The sequence below is a fragment of the Pseudomonas paracarnis genome, from assembly GCF_904063055.1.
Classification (GTDB): domain Bacteria; phylum Pseudomonadota; class Gammaproteobacteria; order Pseudomonadales; family Pseudomonadaceae; genus Aquipseudomonas; species Aquipseudomonas paracarnis.
On sequence record NZ_CAJFCN010000001.1, the window covers coordinates 1 to 17,279 of the forward strand.

At 58.1% G+C, this 17,279-nt stretch carries 11 protein-coding genes; all 11 read right to left on the reverse strand.

Annotated features, from left to right (window positions below):
* Positions 1–145 precede the first annotated feature (145 nt).
* Positions 146–1,117: a peptide ABC transporter ATP-binding protein gene (locus JMV15_RS00005; protein ID WP_014716895.1), complete on the reverse strand. Its 972-nt coding sequence runs from the start codon at positions 1,115–1,117 to the stop codon at positions 146–148.
* Complete coding sequence (locus tag JMV15_RS00010; protein WP_014716896.1) at positions 1,117–2,085, reverse strand: ABC transporter ATP-binding protein; 969 nt, start codon at positions 2,083–2,085, stop codon at positions 1,117–1,119. Before JMV15_RS00010 ends, JMV15_RS00005 begins: the two co-directional genes overlap by 1 nt.
* 10 nt (positions 2,086–2,095) lie before the next feature.
* Positions 2,096–3,007 carry an ABC transporter permease subunit gene (locus tag JMV15_RS00015; RefSeq protein WP_003188486.1) on the reverse strand — a complete coding sequence of 304 codons (912 nt, stop codon included), beginning with the start codon at positions 3,005–3,007 and terminating at the stop codon, positions 2,096–2,098.
* A 10-nt stretch (positions 3,008–3,017) separates the two neighbouring features.
* Positions 3,018–4,028: an ABC transporter permease subunit gene (locus tag JMV15_RS00020; protein WP_003171721.1), complete on the reverse strand. Its 1,011-nt coding sequence runs from the start codon at positions 4,026–4,028 to the stop codon at positions 3,018–3,020.
* Positions 4,029–4,104: 76 nt separating this feature from the next.
* On the reverse strand, positions 4,105–5,703 hold the full coding sequence (locus tag JMV15_RS00025) for an ABC transporter substrate-binding protein (RefSeq protein WP_014716897.1): 1,599 nt from the start codon (positions 5,701–5,703) through the stop codon (positions 4,105–4,107).
* An 80-nt stretch (positions 5,704–5,783) separates the two neighbouring features.
* Positions 5,784–7,178, reverse strand: a complete 1,395-nt coding sequence (locus JMV15_RS00030; RefSeq protein WP_014716898.1) for an OprD family outer membrane porin — start codon at positions 7,176–7,178, stop codon at positions 5,784–5,786.
* Positions 7,179–7,349: 171 nt separating this feature from the next.
* A complete protein-coding gene (locus JMV15_RS00035; protein ID WP_370694796.1) occupies positions 7,350–8,903 on the reverse strand; it encodes an ABC transporter substrate-binding protein in 1,554 nt (517 codons plus the stop codon).
* A 356-nt stretch (positions 8,904–9,259) separates the two neighbouring features.
* Positions 9,260–10,888 carry an ABC transporter substrate-binding protein gene (locus JMV15_RS00040; protein ID WP_201491214.1) on the reverse strand — a complete coding sequence of 543 codons (1,629 nt, stop codon included), beginning with the start codon at positions 10,886–10,888 and terminating at the stop codon, positions 9,260–9,262.
* Between the two features lie 258 nt (positions 10,889–11,146).
* The gene (locus JMV15_RS00045; protein ID WP_038448905.1) at positions 11,147–12,748 is read right to left on the reverse strand and encodes an ABC transporter substrate-binding protein; all 1,602 of its coding nucleotides are present in this window, start codon (positions 12,746–12,748) and stop codon (positions 11,147–11,149) included.
* A 103-nt stretch (positions 12,749–12,851) separates the two neighbouring features.
* Positions 12,852–16,199 (reverse strand): dermonecrotic toxin domain-containing protein, encoded by a 3,348-nt coding sequence (locus JMV15_RS00050; protein ID WP_038448907.1) that lies wholly within the window; start codon positions 16,197–16,199, stop codon positions 12,852–12,854.
* A gap of 180 nt (positions 16,200–16,379) precedes the next feature.
* Complete coding sequence (locus JMV15_RS00055; RefSeq protein WP_038448909.1) at positions 16,380–17,093, reverse strand: SIMPL domain-containing protein; 714 nt, start codon at positions 17,091–17,093, stop codon at positions 16,380–16,382.
* Positions 17,094–17,279: the final 186 nt, after the last annotated feature.

Below are 17,279 nucleotides of genomic sequence, written 5' to 3' on the forward strand. Positions count from 1 at the left end.
ACCACACAGGCGCTGGTAATACTGGCCCGCAAGCTTGCTAGGGTGGTGTTCGCTCTGCTGAAAGGGCAAAGCGAATATCAGCCAAAAGTTGGTTGAGGGTTGCCCCTCAACCATAGAATCTCCCACAGTGGGAAACAATGTTGCTTCAGGCCACGAATTGCTCCGCGTAGTGACAAGCCACCTGCCGGTTATCCAACGGCCGCAACAGCGGCTCCTCACTGCTGCAGCGCTCGGTCGCATACGGGCAGCGCTTGTGGAACGCGCAACCCGGCGGCGGGTTCAGTGGGTTGGGCAGTTCGCCGACGATCTTGATCTTTGGCTTGCTCGGGTCCGGGTGAATGGTCGGCGTGGCCGACAGCAGCGCCTGGGTGTAAGGGTGCAGCGGGCGTGCGTAGATGTCTTCCTTGGGGCCCACCTCAACCGGGCGGCCGAGGTACATCACCATCACATCGTCAGCTACGTGCTGTACCACCGCCAGGTTGTGGGAAATGAACACGTAGGCGGTGTTGAATTCCTGCTGCAAATCCATGAACAGGTTAAGCACCTGTGCCTGGATCGACACGTCCAGCGCCGAGGTCGGTTCGTCCGCCACCAGCACCTTGGGTTGCAGCATCATTGCGCGAGCCAGGGCGATACGCTGGCGCTGACCACCGGAGAACATGTGCGGGTAGCGCTGATAATGCTCAGGGCGCAGGCCCACTTGCTTCATCATCGCCTGCACTTTTTCGCGGCGCTCGGCAGCGGACAGGTGGGTGTTGATCAGCAACGGCTCCGCCAGTTGATCACCGACTTTCTGGCGTGGGTTCAACGAGGCATAGGGGCTCTGGAACACCATCTGCACGTCTTTGCGCAATTGCTTGCGCTGAGCCTTGTTGGCGCCGGCCACTTCTTGCCCGGCGATTTTCAACGAGCCCGACGAGGGCTCTTCAATCAGCGTCAGGGCGCGGGCCAGGGTGGATTTGCCACAGCCCGACTCGCCTACCACGGCGAGGGTCTTGCCGGCTTCCAGCTCAAAAGACACACCATTAAGAGCACGCACGGTGGCGTGGCCTTTGAAGAGGCCACGGGACACTTCGTAGTGACGGGTGAGGTCGCGGGCGGTAAGTACGACGGCCATTACGCCACCTCCTGGTTCAACGGGTAGAAGCAGCGGGCAAGGCTGTTGCTTTTCGGATCGAGGCCCGGCCGCTGGGCGCGGCAGGAGTCCTGCACATACGGGCAGCGCGGCGACAGCAGGCAACCCTGCGGACGGTCATAGCGGCCCGGCACGATGCCCGGCAGCGTGGCCAGGCGCGTGGCACCCAGGCTGTGCTCGGGAATCGCCTTGAGCAACGCTTCGCTGTACGGGTGTGCCGGAATGTCGAACAACTGCGGCACCTGGCCGACTTCCACGGCCTGGCCGGCGTACATTACGCACACGCGCTGGGCAGTCTCAGCCACTACCGCGAGGTCGTGAGTGATCAGCACCAGGCCCATGTTCTGCTCTTTTTGCAGGGCCAACAGCAGCTCCATGATCTGCGCCTGGATGGTCACGTCCAACGCAGTGGTCGGTTCATCGGCGATCAGCAGTTTCGGTTCGCCGGCAATCGCCATGGCGATTGCCACGCGTTGGCTCATACCACCGGACAATTGGTGCGGGTAGGCATCCATACGGCTGGCAGCGCCTGGGATCTCGACCTTTTCCAGCAGCTCGATGGCGCGTTTGCGTGCTTGTTTGCCGGACATTTTCAAATGCAGGCGCAGCACTTCTTCGATCTGGAAACCCACGGTGTAGCTGGGGTTCAGCGCGGTCATCGGATCCTGGAACACCATCGCCAGGTCTTTGCCGACGATCTGGCGGCGCTGGCGGTTGCTCAACTTGAGCATGTCCTTGCCGTCGAAGTTCAGCGCATCGGCGGTGACGATGCCGGGGTGCTCGATCAGGCCCATCAGCGCCATCATGGTCACGGATTTACCCGAGCCCGACTCGCCAACGATTGCCAGGACTTCGCCCTTGTCGACGGAAATGTCGAGGCCATCGACTACCGGCACGGCGGTCTTGTCGCCGAAGCGCACGTTGAGATTCTTGATTTCTAACAGTGACATGGGAATCTCCTCAGGCGGCGTTCTTGAGTTTCGGGTCCAGCGCGTCGCGCAGGCCGTCACCCATCAAGTTGATTGCCAGCACGCTGAGCAAAATGGTCAAGCCAGGCAGGCTCACCACCCACCAGGCGCGTTCGATGTAGTCGCGGGCCGAAGCCAGCATGGTGCCCCACTCAGGGGTTGGCGGTTGTACGCCAAGGCCGAGGAAGCCCAGGGCCGCGGCATCGAGAATCGCCGAGGAAAAGCTCAAGGTCGCTTGTACGATCAGCGGCGCCATGCAGTTAGGCAGCACGGTGATGAACATCAGGCGTGGCAGGCCGGCGCCGGCGAGGCGGGCGGCAGTCACGTAGTCGCGGTTCAGTTCGCCCATCACGGCGGCGCGGGTCAGGCGCACATAGGATGGCAACGACACGATGGCGATGGCGATCACGGTGTTGATCAGGCCAGGGCCGAGGATGGCCACAATCGCCACGGCCAGCAGCAGCGATGGCAGGGCCAGCATGATGTCCATCAAGCGCATGATGGTCGGGCCGAGCAAGCGCGGGAAGAACCCAGCGAACAGGCCCAGCAGGATGCCCGGGATCAGCGACATCACCACCGACGATAAACCGATCAGCAACGACAGGCGCGAGCCCTGGATCAGGCGCGAGAGCAAGTCACGGCCCAGTTCGTCGGTGCCCAGCAGGAACTGCATCTGCCCGCCTTCCAGCCAGGCCGGTGGCGTGAGCAGGAAGTCTCGGTATTGCTCGCTGGGGTTATGCGGCGCAACCCACGGGGCGAAGATCGCGCAGAACACGATCAGCAACATGAACAGCAGGCCGGCAACCGCGCCTTTGTTCTTGGAGAAGGCTTGCCAGAATTCTTTGTACGGGGACGGGTACAGCAGGCTCTGATCGACTGCTGACACTTGAGTAGGTGTGGTCATGGTCATGATCTCAGCGCTGGTGACGGATGCGTGGGTTGGCGAAGCCGTAGAGGATATCCACCACGAAGTTCACCAGGATCACCAGGCAGGCGATCAGCAGAATGCCGTTTTGCACCACCGGGTAGTCCCGCGCGCCAATGGCTTCGATCAGCCATTTGCCGATGCCGGGCCACGAGAAGATGGTTTCGGTCAGTACCGCACCGGCCAGCAGCGTGCCGACTTGCAGGCCGACCACAGTGAGCACCGGGATCAGCGCGTTACGCAGGCCGTGCACGAACACCACGCGCGCCGGCGACAGGCCCTTGGCCTTGGCGGTACGGATGTAGTCCTCACGCAGCACTTCGAGCATCGACGAACGGGTCATGCGCGCGATCACCGCCAGCGGGATGGTGCCGAGTACGATGGCTGGCAGGATCAGGTGGTGCAACGCATCCCAGAACGCGTCCGGCTCGTCGGCCAGCAGGGTGTCGATCAGCATGAAGCCGGTGCGTGGCTCGATGTCGTAGAGCAGGTCGATACGCCCGGACACCGGGGTCCAGCCCAGGCTCACCGAGAAGAACATGATCAGGATCAGGCCCCACCAGAAGATCGGCATCGAATATCCCGCCAGGGAGATGCCCATCACCCCGTGGTCGAACAGGGATCCTCGTTTGAGTGCCGCGATCACCCCGGCCAACAGGCCCAGAATACCGGCGAACAACAGCGCGGCCATGGACAGTTCCAGGGTCGCGGGGAAGAGGGCGGTGAACTCGGTCCACACGCTGGTGCGAGTGCGCAACGATTCGCCAAGGTCGCCCTGGGCGAGCTTGCCGACGTAATCCAGGTATTGCGCATACAGCGGCTTGTTAAGGCCAAGGCGCTCCATTGCCTGGGCGTGCATTTCGGGGTCAACCCGTCGCTCGCCCATCATGACTTCTACGGGGTCGCCTGGAATCATGCGAATCAACGCAAAGGTCAGCAACGTGATGCCGAAGAACGTGGGGATCAATAACCCCAATCGGCGGGCAATAAAACTAAACATCTTGGTGTGTACCTCAATCAGCCGGTTAGGCAGGTCCGGCACCGTCAATGTCGACGGTGCCGAGCGTTTTTCTTATTTACTTCACCTGGGTGGTGGCGAAGTTATTGGTAGTCAGAGGGCTTTGGGTATAACCCTCGACGTTCTTGCGCATGGCGGTAAACATTTTCGGGTAGGCCATGGGGATCCACGGTTGGTCCTTCTCGAAAACGGCCAAAGCTTGTTCATAGAGTGCAGCGCGTTCGGCGGGTTCAGCGTCGGCGCGGGCCTTGTCGATCAAGTCTTGAAACTCTTTGTTACACCAGCGGGCGTAGTTTTCGCCGTTTTTCGCTGCGTCGCAACTCAGGTTAGGGGTGAGGAAGTTATCCGGGTCGCCGTTATCCCCGGCCCAGCCTGCAGAAACCATGTCGTGTTCGCCGGCTTTAGCGCGCTTGAGCATTTCGCCCCACTCCATGACCTTGATATTGACCTTCAGGCCAATCTGGGCCAGATCCGCCTGCATGCGCTGGGCGCCGAGCATCGGGTTGGGGTTGGTCGGGCCGCCGCCGTTACGGGTAAACAGGGTGAACTCGGTGCCTTCCGGTACGCCGGCTTCCTTGAGCAGGGCGCGCGCCTTGTCCAAGTCGCGAACTGGGTTTTTCAGCTTGTCACTGAAGCCCAGCAGCGTCGGCGGGTACGGCCCGGTGGCATCGACGGCGTTGCCTTTGCCGTACAGCGATTCGTTGTAGCCCTTTTTATCGAAGGCAATATTGATCGCGTGACGTACCCGCGCATCGCTCATGTACTTGTGGGTGGTATTCATGGCGGTGTAGCTGGTGGTCATCGCCGCTAGTTCCGCCACTTTCAGGTTGGGATCAGCCTTGGCGCTGGGTACATCATCGGGCTTGGGATACAGCGCGATCTGGCATTCGTTGGCCTTGAGCTTTTGCAGGCGCACATTGCTATCGGTGGTGATTGCCAGAATAAGCGGGTCGGCCGGCGGCTTGCCACGGAAGTACTCCGGGTTGGCCTTGAAACGCACCTGGGCATCTTTTGCGTAGCGGTTGAAGATGAACGGCCCGGTGCCGATGGGCTTGGCGTTCAGGTCATCGGTCTTGCCGGACTTGAGCAACTGGTCGGCATATTCGGCGGAGTGAATCGAGGAAAACGCCATGGCCAGGTCGGCCAGGAACGGGGCTTCAGGACGGGTCAGGGTAAAGACGACGGTGTGATCGTCGGTTTTCTCTACGCTCTTGAGCAGTTCTTTAAAGCCCATGCTTTCGAAGTACGGATAGCCCACGTTGGACTTTTTATGCCAAGGGTGATTCGGGTCCAGCTGGCGCTGGAAGCTCCAAAGCACATCATCGGCATTCAGGTTGCGCGTGGGTTTGAAATAGTCGGTGGTGTGGAACTTGATGTCGTCACGCAGGTGGAAGGTGTAGGTCAGGCCATCGGCGCTGATTTCCGGCAGGTCTTTGGCCAGGGCAGGCACCACTTCTGTGGTGCCGGGCTTGAAGTCCACCAGGCGGTTGAACATGGTTTCAGCGGCGGCGTCAGCGGTCACGGCAGTGGTGTACAGGACCGGGTCGAAACCTTCCGGGCTGGCTTCGGTGCAGACCACCAGCGGTTTGGCCGAAACGCCGATCGCCACGCTCAACAGCGCAGCGGCCATGGCGGCTTGTAGTGGGAGCATTTTCATTCAGAGCCCTCTGCAATCGATGGAACCAGAAAAGCGTAGGCGGCAAGCTCGTCCTGAGCTCGCCGCCTGCCTGGCACTAATTAAAGGATGTTGAACGGGATGGTGGTAACCAGACGGAACTCTTTGATGCTGCCGTCGGACTGGAACTCGCTGCCACGGTGCTCAACATAGGTTGCGCGCACGGTGGTGGCTTTGAGCGGGCCGCTCTGCAGCGCGTAAGAGGCGCCTACACCGTATTCCTGGTGCTTCTCGCCGTCCTGGGACTGGATGCCGTCATAGGCAAACTTGGCCCGGCCATTGTTGCCGGTGTAGTGGGTACCATCGATGCCCCAGCCGCGTGCCGAGTAGGCGTTGAACTTAAGGCCAGGTACGCCGTATTCAGCCATGTTGATGGCATAGGCGATCTGGAAGGATTTCTCGTTCGGGCCGTTGAAGTCAGACGTCAGGGAGTTGGCCAGGTAGATACCGTTGGTTTCGTGCAGGTAGTCGAAGTACTCGTTACCGTTCACTTGCTGGTAGCCAAAGGTCAGGCTGTGTGCCTGGTGAGTCAGGCCCAGGGAGAGGGAGAAGGTATCGTTGTCGATTTCCCCCATCTCTTTTTTGCCTTCATCGACAGTCTTGTAGTAGTTGAAGCCGGTGGTCAGGCCCAACTGCTGCGCGTCGCCCAGCTCGTGGGTGGCGCCGAAGTAGTACTGGTTCCAGAAGTCCTTCACGTTAGCGGCGAAGAAGCTGGTCTTCAGGCTTTTCAGCGGCTGGTAGTTCACACCCAGGGTCGACACTTTGTCGGTTTCTGCGCCATTGCCGTATTCGGTACGGAATTTCGACAGGCTCTGCTCGCTACGTGGGGAAACGCGGTCGAACACGCCGCCCTGGAACGACAGGTTGCTGAACTCTTCGCTGTTGAAGCTCACGCCCTGGAAGCTCGAAGGCAGAGCACGGTTGCCGATGGTGTCGACGATGCCGCTGCTGAAGTTCTGGCGACCGGCGGTCAGTGTGGTGTTGGACACACGGAATTGCACGTTGGCCAGGCCCAGTTTGCTCCACTGGTCTACGGCGTCACCGTTGGAGTCGGCCAGGGTACGGTTGGAGCCGCCTTTGATATCACGCTTGCTGCGGTCCAGTACCAGGGCGTTGTACACCGCCACTTCAGTCTTGACCCCAACGGTGCCCTGGGTGAAACCCGAGCTGGCGTTGAGGATGGTGCCTTGGACCCAGTTGGTACGGTTGCGATCGGTCAGGGTCTGGCCGTGTTTCTGGTACGAGAAGGTGCCCCCGCGGTATTTGCTTTCATGGGAGTACCAGTTACGCGTGGTGCCGCCCAGGCTGAAATCTTCGATAAAGCCTTTGGCCTCGCTTTGGGCGCTGGTGCCGGCCAGGGTGGTAGGAACGAAGTCCTGGCTTTGCGTTTCAGCGTAGGCGGTGGCCGTGATGCTGCTGATGGCCAAGGCCAGAAGCGCTTTGCTGCTCAGTTTCATGGGTGAAGCTCCTTTGGTTCTCTTTTTTAATGCCGGTCTTTTTGGGTGATCCGGCTATTGGGTGTGGAACTTGTTCAAGCTATTGCAAACGTTTGGCGTAGGAAAATTCCCAACAAAAGCCTGCACGTTTGCCGGGGAGCTGATTTCGCTCCCCGCCATCCGGTTATTTTCTTATGGGTTGATGCTGACGCCCGAGAACACGTTGCGACCGAAGGGGCTTACCTTGAAGCCTTCGACTTTGGCGCTTAACGGCTGGTTGACCGTCGAGTGGGCGACTGGCGTGATCGGCACCTGCTGCTTGAGCAGTTGCTGCGCCTGTTTGTACAGAACAGTCCTTTGTTCACGGTCGGTCACGACCTTGGCTTGCTTGATCAGCTTGTCGTACGCCGGGTCGCACCACATGGAGTAGTTGTTCCCGCCGATGGCGTCGCAGCTGTAGAGGGTGCCGAGCCAGTTGTCCGGGTCACCGTTGTCGCCGGTCCAGCCGATCAGGCTGACATCGTGCTCACCGTTCTTGGTGCGTTTGATGTACTCGCCCCATTCATAGCTGACGATCTTGACCTTGAGACCGATCTTGGCCCAGTCGTTCTGCAGCATTTCCGCCATCAGCTTGGCGTTGGGGTTGTACGGGCGTTGCACCGGCATGGCCCACAGGGTGATCTCGGTGCCTTCCTTGACGCCAGCGGCCTTGAGCAACTGCTTGGCTTTTTCCGGGTCGTAGGCGGCGTCCTTGATGCTGTCGTCGTAGGACCACTGCGTGGGTGGCATGGCGTTGACCGCCAGTTGCCCGGCGCCCTGGTACACAGCATTGAGGATGCTCTGCTTGTTCACCGCCATATCCAGCGCCTGGCGTACTTCCAACTGATCGAACGGCTTGTGGCGTACGTTGTAGGAGATATAGCCCAGGTTGAAGCCCGGTTTGGTCAGCAGTTGCAGGTTCGGGTCGGTCTTGAGGGCTTCGACGTCGGCGGGGCGTGGATGCAGGGTCACCTGGCATTCGCCGGCCTTGAGCTTCTGCACGCGCACCGAGGCGTCGGTGTTGATGGCGAAGATCAGTTGGTCCAGCTTGACGCGGCTCGGGTCCCAGTACTGTTTGTTGCCCACGTAGCGGATCTGCGAGTCTTTCTGGTAACGCTGGAACACGAAGGGGCCAGTGCCGATCGGCTTCTGGTTGATGTCGCTGGGCCGGCCTTGCTTGAGCAACTGCTCGGCGTATTCCGCCGAAAGGATCGCGGCAAAGCTCATGGCGATATTCTGCACGAACGCGGCGTCGACCGTGTTCAGGGTCATCACCACGGTGTACGGGTCGGTTTTCTCGACCTTGGCGATGTTCTTGTTCAGGCTCATCCCGTTGAAGTACGGAAACTCGGTGGGGTAGGCCTTACGGAACGGGTGTTCGGGGTCAAGCATGCGATTGAAGGTGAACAGCACGTCGTCGGCGTTGAAGTCTCGCGTCGGCTTGAATTCCTTGTTGCTGTGGAACTTCACCCCTTCACGCAGGTGGAAGGTGTAGGTCAGGCCATCAGGGGAAATATCCCACTTGGTTGCCAGCCCAGGGACGACGTCGGTCGCGCCTTTTTCGAACTCCACCAAACGGTTATACAAAGGCTCCGCCGCATCGTTGTCGGTAGCGGTGGTGTATTGCGCAGTGTCAAATCCTGCCGGGCTGCCTTCGGAGCAGAACACCAGGCTCTTTTTCTCGGCGGCTTGGCCCATGGTGGCCATGGCCAGCAGGCTGGTGGCAAACAGAGCGGATACAACGGTGGTATGGCGCATGACGATCCCGGTCCTTGTTTGTAGTTATCAACAGCGAGCCTACCTGCTGGCGTGCAGCCAGGCAGACCTCACTGATCCCACACACAGCAAGTGCCCTTCCCAGAGTGATGCCTCTGCTGTCCTACGACCTTATGGGGCGTTGACCTTGCAGTAAATGCGTCAATTCTGACTGACCTTGTAGGCAACGGAGGCACGGGTCGCAGTTCATTGCTGTAAGACGGCAACGCTTGCAAACGTAGTCTGTTTCCTAAGGTCCAGGCGGATGGAATAACGGCGACGTTATGAAACGTCGCCGTTATTGGTCCTTACTTGCCGCTGACGCTAACGCCGTAGAAGGAATTCAAGCCAAACGGGCTGATCTTGAAGTCCTGCACGGTATTACGCATGGGTTGATACACCGTCGAGTGCGCGATAGGTGTGTAAGGCAATTCGCGTTTAAGCAGCTGTTGCGCCTGTTTGTACAGTTCGGTGCGCTTGGCGACATCCGTGGTCGATTTGGCCTGGCTGGTCAGGTCGTCATACTGTTTATTAACGAACTTGGAGAAGTTGTTACCGTTCAACGCCGGGGACGAAAACAGGGTGCCCAGCCAGTTGTCAGGGTCACCATTGTCACCGCTCCAGCCGATGATCATCGCCTGGTTCTCGCCACCTTTGGAACGCTTGATGTACTCGCCCCACTCGTAGCTGACGATGTTGACCTTCAGGCCGATCTGTTTCCAGTCGCTCTGCAGCATCTCGGCCATCAGCTTGGCGTTCGGGTTGTACGGACGCTGAACCGGCATGGCCCAAAGAGTGATCTCGGTGCCTTCCTTTATGCCAGCCTCCTTGAGCAGTTCCTTGGCTTTGGCAGGGTCGTACTTGGCGTCCTTGATCGTAGTGTCGTACGACCATTGGGTGGGTGGCATGGCATTGACGGCCAATTGCCCAGCGCCCTGGTACACGGAGTCGATGATCTGCTGCTTGTTCACCGACATGTCCAAAGCCTGGCGAACCCGCAGGTCAGCCAGCGGGTTTGGCGTCGTCTGGCCCTTGAGCACAGGCATCACGTTGTAGGCGATGTAGCCCAGGTTGAAGCCGGCCTGGTGCGGCATCTTCATGTCCTTGTCCGCTTCCAGCGGCTTGATATCGGCCGGGCGAGGATAGGCTGTGATCTGGCACTCGTTCTTTTTCAGTTTCTGGATGCGTACTGAAGGGTCCGTGGAGATTGCGAAGATCAGGTTATCGATCTTGACGTCTTCAGGCTTCCAGTATTCCTTGTTGCCGGTGAAGCGAATGTTGGAGTCTTTCTGGTAGCTCTTGAACACGAACGGGCCAGTGCCGATCGGCTTCTGGTTGATGTCGGCGGCCTTGCCTTCCTTCAACAGTTGGGCGGCATATTCGGCCGACTGGATCGATGCAAAGCTCATCGCGAGGTTCTGGATAAACGCCGCGTCCACGGTGCCAAGGGTGAACTTGACGGTGTGGTCATCGACTTTCTCGATGTTCTTGATGTTCTTGTCCATCTCCATGTCCGAGAAGTACGGGAACTCGGTAGGGTAGGCCTTACGGAACGGATCGTCTTTATTGATCATTCGGTTGAAGGTGAACAGTACGTCGTCAGCCGAAAATTCACGAGTAGGCTTGAAGTACGGGGTGGTATGGAACTTGACGCCTTCGCGAAGGTGGAAGGTGTACGTCAGGCCATCCGGGGAAACGTCCCAGCTGGTGGCCAGGCCAGGAACGACGGCGGTGCCGCCACGTTCGAACTGGCTCAGGCGGTTGAACATGGTTTCGGCCGAGGCATCGAAGTCTGTTCCGGTGGTGTACTGGCCTGGGTCGAAACCGGCCGGGCTCCCTTCGGAGCAGAACACCAGGTTAGTTGCCGCAAGGGCTACGGGGGCAGCGGCCATAAGGCCAGCGCTCACTAATAACGGAAGGACTGCGTGTTTAAGCATGTTGGCCTCATGATTTGTTGTCATTTTTGGTGGTGAGGGCGACCTCGTGAGTCGGCCTGCGGATACTTATGCAGGCGCCATACCCAATGCAAGATGCAGAGCGGTTGCAAAGGGAAAACTGTGGTACGAACGTACAGGAATGTCGCAATTATGAAAGTTTCGACACAAAAGTGCTTATTTGGAGGGTTTTTTCGGTGCAAATGGCGCACCAAAAATGCCCATCCGAGGCGTCTAGCGCACTCGGTTGGGGCATTGATGTTACTTATCTAGACCCACGCCGTAGAAGGGCGTCAGTCCAAACGGACTGATCTTGAAATCCTGCACTTGCTTGCGCATAGGCTGGAAAACCGTCGAGTTTGCAATGGGCGTTATAGGTACTTGTTCCTTAAGGATTTTCTGGGCCTGTTGATACCACTTGATGCGCTGCTCGCGGTCGCTGCTGACCTTGGCTTGTTGCACCAACTTGTCGTAGGCCGGGTTACACCATTTGGCATAGTTGCTGCCCTTGACCGCGGCACAACTGTAGAGCACGCCTAGCCAGTTATCGGGGTCGCCGTTGTCGCCGGTCCAGCCATAAATCATTGCATCGTGCTCGCCGTTTTTGGCGCGCTTGATGTACTCGCCCCACTCATAGCTGACGATGTTGGCCTTGATACCGACCTTGGCCCAATCCTGTTGAATCATCTGCGCGGACATCCGTGCATTAGGATTCGAGGCGCGTTGTACGGTCATCGCCCACAGGTTAATGGTGGTACCTGGTGCAACCCCTGCTTCTTTTAGTAGCAACCGGGCCTTGGTCGGGTCGTAGGGCGCATCGTGTATCGTGGGGTCATAAGACCACTGCGCGGGAGGCAGTGCGTTCTGCGCCAATTGTCCGGCGCCCTGGTAAACGGCCTTGATGATGGCGGGCTTGTCGATGGCCATGTCCAGGGCCTGACGAACCTTGAGTTGATCCAGCGGCGGGTGAGTCACGTTATAGGCCAGGAAGCCCAGGTTGAAGCCTGCTTGTTGCAATACGCGCAGGTTGGGGTCTTGCTTCATCATTTCGATATCGGCAGGGCGCGGGTAACCGCTGACCTGGCATTCGCCTGCCTTGAGTTTCTGCAGGCGCGCGGCGGCGTCCGGGGTGATGGCGAATATCAGGTTGTCGAGCTTCACATCCTCGGGTTTCCAATACTGTTTATTGGCCACATAACGGATCTGCGAGTCCTTCTGATAACGCTTGAACACAAACGGCCCGGTACCGACCGGTTGCTGGTTGATCTGCTCGGCCTTGCCTTGTTTCAACAACTGGGCGGCGTATTCGGCCGATTGAACAGAGGCAAAGCTCATGGCCAGGTTTTGCACGAACGAAGCATCGACAGTGTTCAAGTTGAACCGCACAGTGTGCTCGTCGAGTTTTTCGACGCTTTTGATCGTGGTGTTCAAACCCATGTCGGTGAAGTAGGGCGATTCGGACGGGTAGGCCTTGCGAAACGGGCTGTCGGCATCGAGCAAGCGATTGAAGGTGAACAGCACGTCATCGGCGTTGAAATTGCGGGTCGGGATGAAGTAGTCGGTGGTGTGGAACTTGACCCCGTCACGCAGGTGGAAGGTGTACGTCAGGCCGTCCTTCGATACATCCCAGCTTGTCGCCAGACCAGGTTCTACCTCGGTGCCGCCACGCTTGAACTGGGTCAGGCGGTTGAACACGGTTTCGGCGGAGGCATCAAAATCGGTGCCGCTGGTGTATTGGCTGGGGTCGAAGCCGGCGGGACTGGCTTCGGAGCAATAGACCAGGGTGGTGGTGGCCTGGGCCATGGGCATACAGGCCAGCAGGCTTGCGGCGATCAATAGTGGTTTGAAGGCGATTCTTTCCATGGAGACCCCTGAAATGGCAAGCATATTAGGCTGCCCAAACAAAAACGGCGGTTACCGAGGTTACCGCCGTTCAGGTGTTTCAGGTAAGGGGCCATTAGCCGGTTTATGCATTTACTATGTAGGTGACCTCGACCTTGGTAGGAGCATCTTTATCGATCGCATAGGCACCGTCCAACTCGTTACTCTCCCGTATCGTGAAGGTCCTGTTGATTGTTAACTTTACACCCGGAGCATTTTGGATATTTTTATCGGCGTTAGAGAAGTGTCCTTCAGAAGTCATATGGACCTTGGCCAGGTTGTTCGAGGGATCGTATTCAATCTGAAACTGGGTATTGTCAGCCTTAAAAAAATAGCCCTTCTGCAGAGTCACCTCTTCTTTGTTCAGGTCAAGTTCGTGTAGGTCAACGATAGCGGGCCCGGCAGAGCCTTGATGAGCCACTTCGGAGATGCGAGCCCGCAGATCGGCATTGGGAATTGCCGCTTCGAACTGCGCAATCCTTGCTTGCTTGGCACCCGCCGTCGTGTCTGCTGTTGCGTTCAGCTCAGTAGTCACTGACAAGGCGTTTTCGGTAGTGGTGACAGTGTAAGGATTACGATCGATATCCTTGACGAAGGCGGGCGAATACTCGCTGGCACCGTATTCCGTGGTGTGTGCTATCTCTTCCGGCAACAAGGTAAAATTCGGTTCTTCAAGGGTCCACGAGGTGATGAGCTTTTTTTTAATTATTCCTTCTTCCTCGATGTGACTGAAAGAGAACTCGTAGTTGGTTCCCGCTTTGTTCTTCAAGATTTCATCGAACTGTTCGGCACCGGCTATTTTTTTTCCATCGATATCGACAAATTCATCGGCAAAAGTGGGTGGGGACTTCAGGTCATCACTCGGCGTTGGCGAAACTGGACGACGTAGCCATGCAAACAACCCAGCACCGTCGCCGGGCGCGCGAGCCCATTCGCCATCGCGCCCGGGTGTTATTACCGTCAGCCCTGCGCGAGTATCCGGGTCAATAATTTTGGCAAATGAGTCGCCGGTCCTGTAGCGCCCGGATATTTCAAAGACCTTGCTCGTCCCTGTTTCATCAGTAAGGCGTACGAATTGGCGGAACGCCCCGGTGTCGTCAGTCATTCGATAAACCCCCAGTGCATCTCGGGTGGCATTTTTTATCAATGCCTCACCCTCAGGGACCGCATATTTGGCCAGCGGGATGAGTGACCGGGAGTCAGGCAGGGGCTGTGGAGCAGGTTTGCCAGCGCGCGTACCCCCGGACGGTCCCGGTTGTGGTTCCGCGACTTCATTGGCGGGGGTTGGGGTAATCGGTTCACCCAGTGGTAATTCTTTTTCGGGAGGCAATGCAAAAGGGTCTTCGGGGACTGAGCTGGCTCCGATCGAGAAGAGTGTGTTCAGTAAGCCATCGAACGCCTTGGAGGCACCCTCGTCACGCTCTTGCACTGTGTCGCCAGACGAGGTTTTTTCTGCGCCCAGCGCCAATTCGGTCAATCCTGTCACGACGGCTACCGCGGCCACGGGTGCGGCAATCGGCGCAAGTTTGGCCAATAAGCCAGCCGCCACGGTAATGTCGTTGAGCCAGGTGTCTCGAGTCTCTTCGCTGTTTGACTTGATGACCACGTCAGCATCGCTTTTCATGCGCTCCTGGGTGGTGGTCGCCAGGGTAGTAAATAAGTCGCCGGTAATTTTCGAGTGGCTTGCATCGATTGCCGGTCCCTTCAGTTCGCCGCTGGCCATTTTCTTCAGGTGTGTATCCAAGCCATCTTTCGTTTCGCCTACGTGGGTGAACCACAGGAGGGGCATAAGTACTTTCGCCGCTCTGGCGGCAAAACCGGCGGTTTGGTCCTGGCGATAAATCATCGGGAAGTGACTCGCCAAGGCCTCACTTTTTTTCGGATCTTTTGCCTGATCAATCAGCCATTGTTCCAGCTTTTGCGCAGAGTCGAACCTGAGAAACGCCGGCTCGGCGCCTGGGATGTAAAGCACTTGCCGGCCACCGTCGCCCGCGCTGAATCGCACAATGTCGCTGGAGGTAAAACCGTGGATGCTCAAGGCATTCGCCTGTACAGGGGCTTTTATCGGTGTTTTGGCTTTGAGTTGGTCGACGCTGATCGGTGCATTTTCATCCAGGGGCAGGTCGGGTACTGCTGCCATCACCATCTTGTAGTCGTCACGAGTGAATTGGTGTTCGGGTGCTTGCAGCGCACGTTCAACTGCAGGCCATGCTTGAGCTGTCTTGAATTGTTTGCGGGCCTGGAAGGTGAACTCGCCTTTGATCGCCGTCTGGTAGCTATCGGAATGAGAGTTCCAGAAGTTGTCGATCTTCTGGGTCATTTGGCTCTGGAAGTCAGTCTTCCAGCTTTCATGCATCACTTGCGACGGTTTGAGGTCGATCTGGTTGTGCTTGCCGTAGCCGCCTTTTTCGCTTTGCCCAGCAGGTTGGGTATACAGCCCCGCTTCCAGGTCCAGGTTGCCGGGCACCCAATCGTGCTCGGAGAAGTTTTTCAGCAGGGCGTCGGGCAGGCGCAGCGAAGACCAGGGCTCTTGGAATGTGTGTTCCCAGCCGGTCGCCGTGTCTGCACTTTCGCCACCTTTGAAACGGTTCAGGTACACGGTGTCGGAGTCGATAGGTTTGCCCGTGAGTTTGAGCAGCAGGTCATCCGCCCACTTTTTGGCCTCTGCCCGCGTATTGGGCAGGTTGTTGGCGACGTCAACCGCCAAACGCTTGTAAGCCAACGCCTGTGGTGCGGTGCTGTAGTAATTGGCGGCATTGTGTTTTTGCACTTGCAGCGCTTGTGAAGAGCGGCTGCTGGCAGGGCGCAGGCGGTCATTGGCGGGGATAGGGTCGAAGCTGTCTTTATGTTCCAGATACCTTATTTGTGTTCGAGCCTGGGACAGCGTTTGGGGAAGGGACACGCCTTCAAAGTTGGCCACCACTTTTGCACTGACCTGTATGGAGTCCTTACCCAGCCTCACACGCAAATCACCGTTATTGCCAGGGGCGATAACTTTTGCGGTCTCCAGCAAGGGGCCTGAAATTTGTCCCCAGCCTGATGTATCCGAGAGATGGAAGGTTTTCGTTTTGCCCTCGATCTCGGCGGACAAGGTACCTGTAGACGGGTTGATTGAAAGCAAGGTGTCCGGGGCGAAGTGTTGTTCGCGCAGCCAGCCCTGTACCACGGCGTTTTCCACATGCATGCGATACAGCCCGAGCCATTGGCCCAGAGTGCTTTGGGGCGGCACGGTTATCAGCCCGGCATTGCCGTGCAACACCTTGCGTTGTACGGCCTCGAGGTAGGCCTTGAGCAGTGCTGTTTCATCGGGTTGGACAGCCTTTGGCGTGGGCGGTGACGATGCCGGCGTCGCCTGAGCTTGAGTGTTGGATGTCGCAGTAGCGACGACGGGTGGCAGCGATAACGAGGGGGTTGGATCGAGTGATAGGGACATGAATTCGGCTCTCATTGTATGAATAAATGCCAGCACAGCCCTCCCTGGTAGCTATGGCAGTAATGAGTCGTGAAAACCGGACACTTGATTCCTACGAGATGTGCTGCCGTATATGACGGCGCGCGTGCGCGCAAAAAAAGCGCAATCCCGTGGGGCTGCGCCTTTGTTCTGTCTAAAAAGTTACTGTAAAACTTCGATCACACCATCGGCACTCATGCTGACCTGGCTGGTACCTGCTTCCACTTCCGGCGTCGGTGCTGAATCGGCCATCGCGGCTTTCATCATCATGCCGCCATTGCGGGCGTAGGGCATCGGGTAGCCATTGGTGTTGAAGTTCAGGTTGACGATCTTATAGCCCTTGCCACCGAGTGCATCGGTCGCCAATTGTGCGCGCGCCTTGAATGCAGCCACGGCGTCTTTGAGCAGCGCATCTTCGCTGGCCTTGCGCGTGGCATCGGCGATGGCGAAGTCCATGCTGTCCATTTTCAACGTGTTCAACAGCTCGCCGGTGAGCTTGGACAGCGCCGGGAAGTCCGCGCTTTCCAGGCGCAGCTCGGCGCGTTCACGCCAGCCGGTGATCTTCTGGTTCTTGCTGTCGTAGATCGGGTAGCTGTTGCGGCTGCCCTGGCGCAAGGTCACGCCTTTGACTTCGCGGGCCTGGCCCAGGGCCTGGTTCAGGGTGGTGGTGATTTCGGCCGCGAGCTTGGCCGGGTCGGCGTTTTGCAATTCGGTGTAAAGGGTGACGATCATCTTGTCGCGGGCCACTTCCTGGCTGGCTTCGGCGCGCAGGGAGATCTGGTTGTAATGCAATGCATCGGCGGCCATGGCCGGCAGGCTGGCCAGGGCGCTGGCGCTGAGGGTAATGATGGCTGCACTGCGAATGAAACGAGACATGGAAGCTCCTTGAGATAGTCGTGCTCGGTATGACTGTAGACGTTGGCACTGGGTTCTTCGGGTTTACACATTACCTACAAGTTATGCCGGCGCCGACGAACGGTCATTTACCCGGCCTGCGTCAAAGAGCCACACACGCCGTGCCAGCAGGTCTGCTTCGTTTATACTCGTGCCGATCCGCCTGCA

Excerpts from the sequence above, each read along its gene's own strand:
- JMV15_RS00005 (WP_014716895.1), bottom strand. The coding sequence starts at position 1,117 with ATGGCCGTCGTACTTACCGCCCGCGACCTCACCCGTCACTACGAAGTG.
- JMV15_RS00010 (WP_014716896.1), bottom strand. The coding sequence starts at position 2,085 with ATGTCACTGTTAGAAATCAAGAATCTCAACGTGCGCTTCGGCGACAAG.
- JMV15_RS00015 (WP_003188486.1), bottom strand. The coding sequence starts at position 3,007 with ATGACCACACCTACTCAAGTGTCAGCAGTCGATCAGAGCCTGCTGTAC.
- JMV15_RS00020 (WP_003171721.1), bottom strand. The coding sequence starts at position 4,028 with ATGTTTAGTTTTATTGCCCGCCGATTGGGGTTATTGATCCCCACGTTC.
- JMV15_RS00025 (WP_014716897.1), bottom strand. The coding sequence starts at position 5,703 with ATGAAAATGCTCCCACTACAAGCCGCCATGGCCGCTGCGCTGTTGAGC.
- JMV15_RS00030 (WP_014716898.1), bottom strand. The coding sequence starts at position 7,178 with ATGAAACTGAGCAGCAAAGCGCTTCTGGCCTTGGCCATCAGCAGCATC.
- JMV15_RS00035 (WP_370694796.1), bottom strand. The coding sequence starts at position 8,903 with ATGGCCACCATGGGCCAAGCCGCCGAGAAAAAGAGCCTGGTGTTCTGC.
- JMV15_RS00040 (WP_201491214.1), bottom strand. The coding sequence starts at position 10,888 with ATGCTTAAACACGCAGTCCTTCCGTTATTAGTGAGCGCTGGCCTTATG.
- JMV15_RS00045 (WP_038448905.1), bottom strand. The coding sequence starts at position 12,748 with ATGGAAAGAATCGCCTTCAAACCACTATTGATCGCCGCAAGCCTGCTG.
- JMV15_RS00050 (WP_038448907.1), bottom strand. The coding sequence starts at position 16,199 with ATGTCCCTATCACTCGATCCAACCCCCTCGTTATCGCTGCCACCCGTC.
- JMV15_RS00055 (WP_038448909.1), bottom strand. The coding sequence starts at position 17,093 with ATGTCTCGTTTCATTCGCAGTGCAGCCATCATTACCCTCAGCGCCAGC.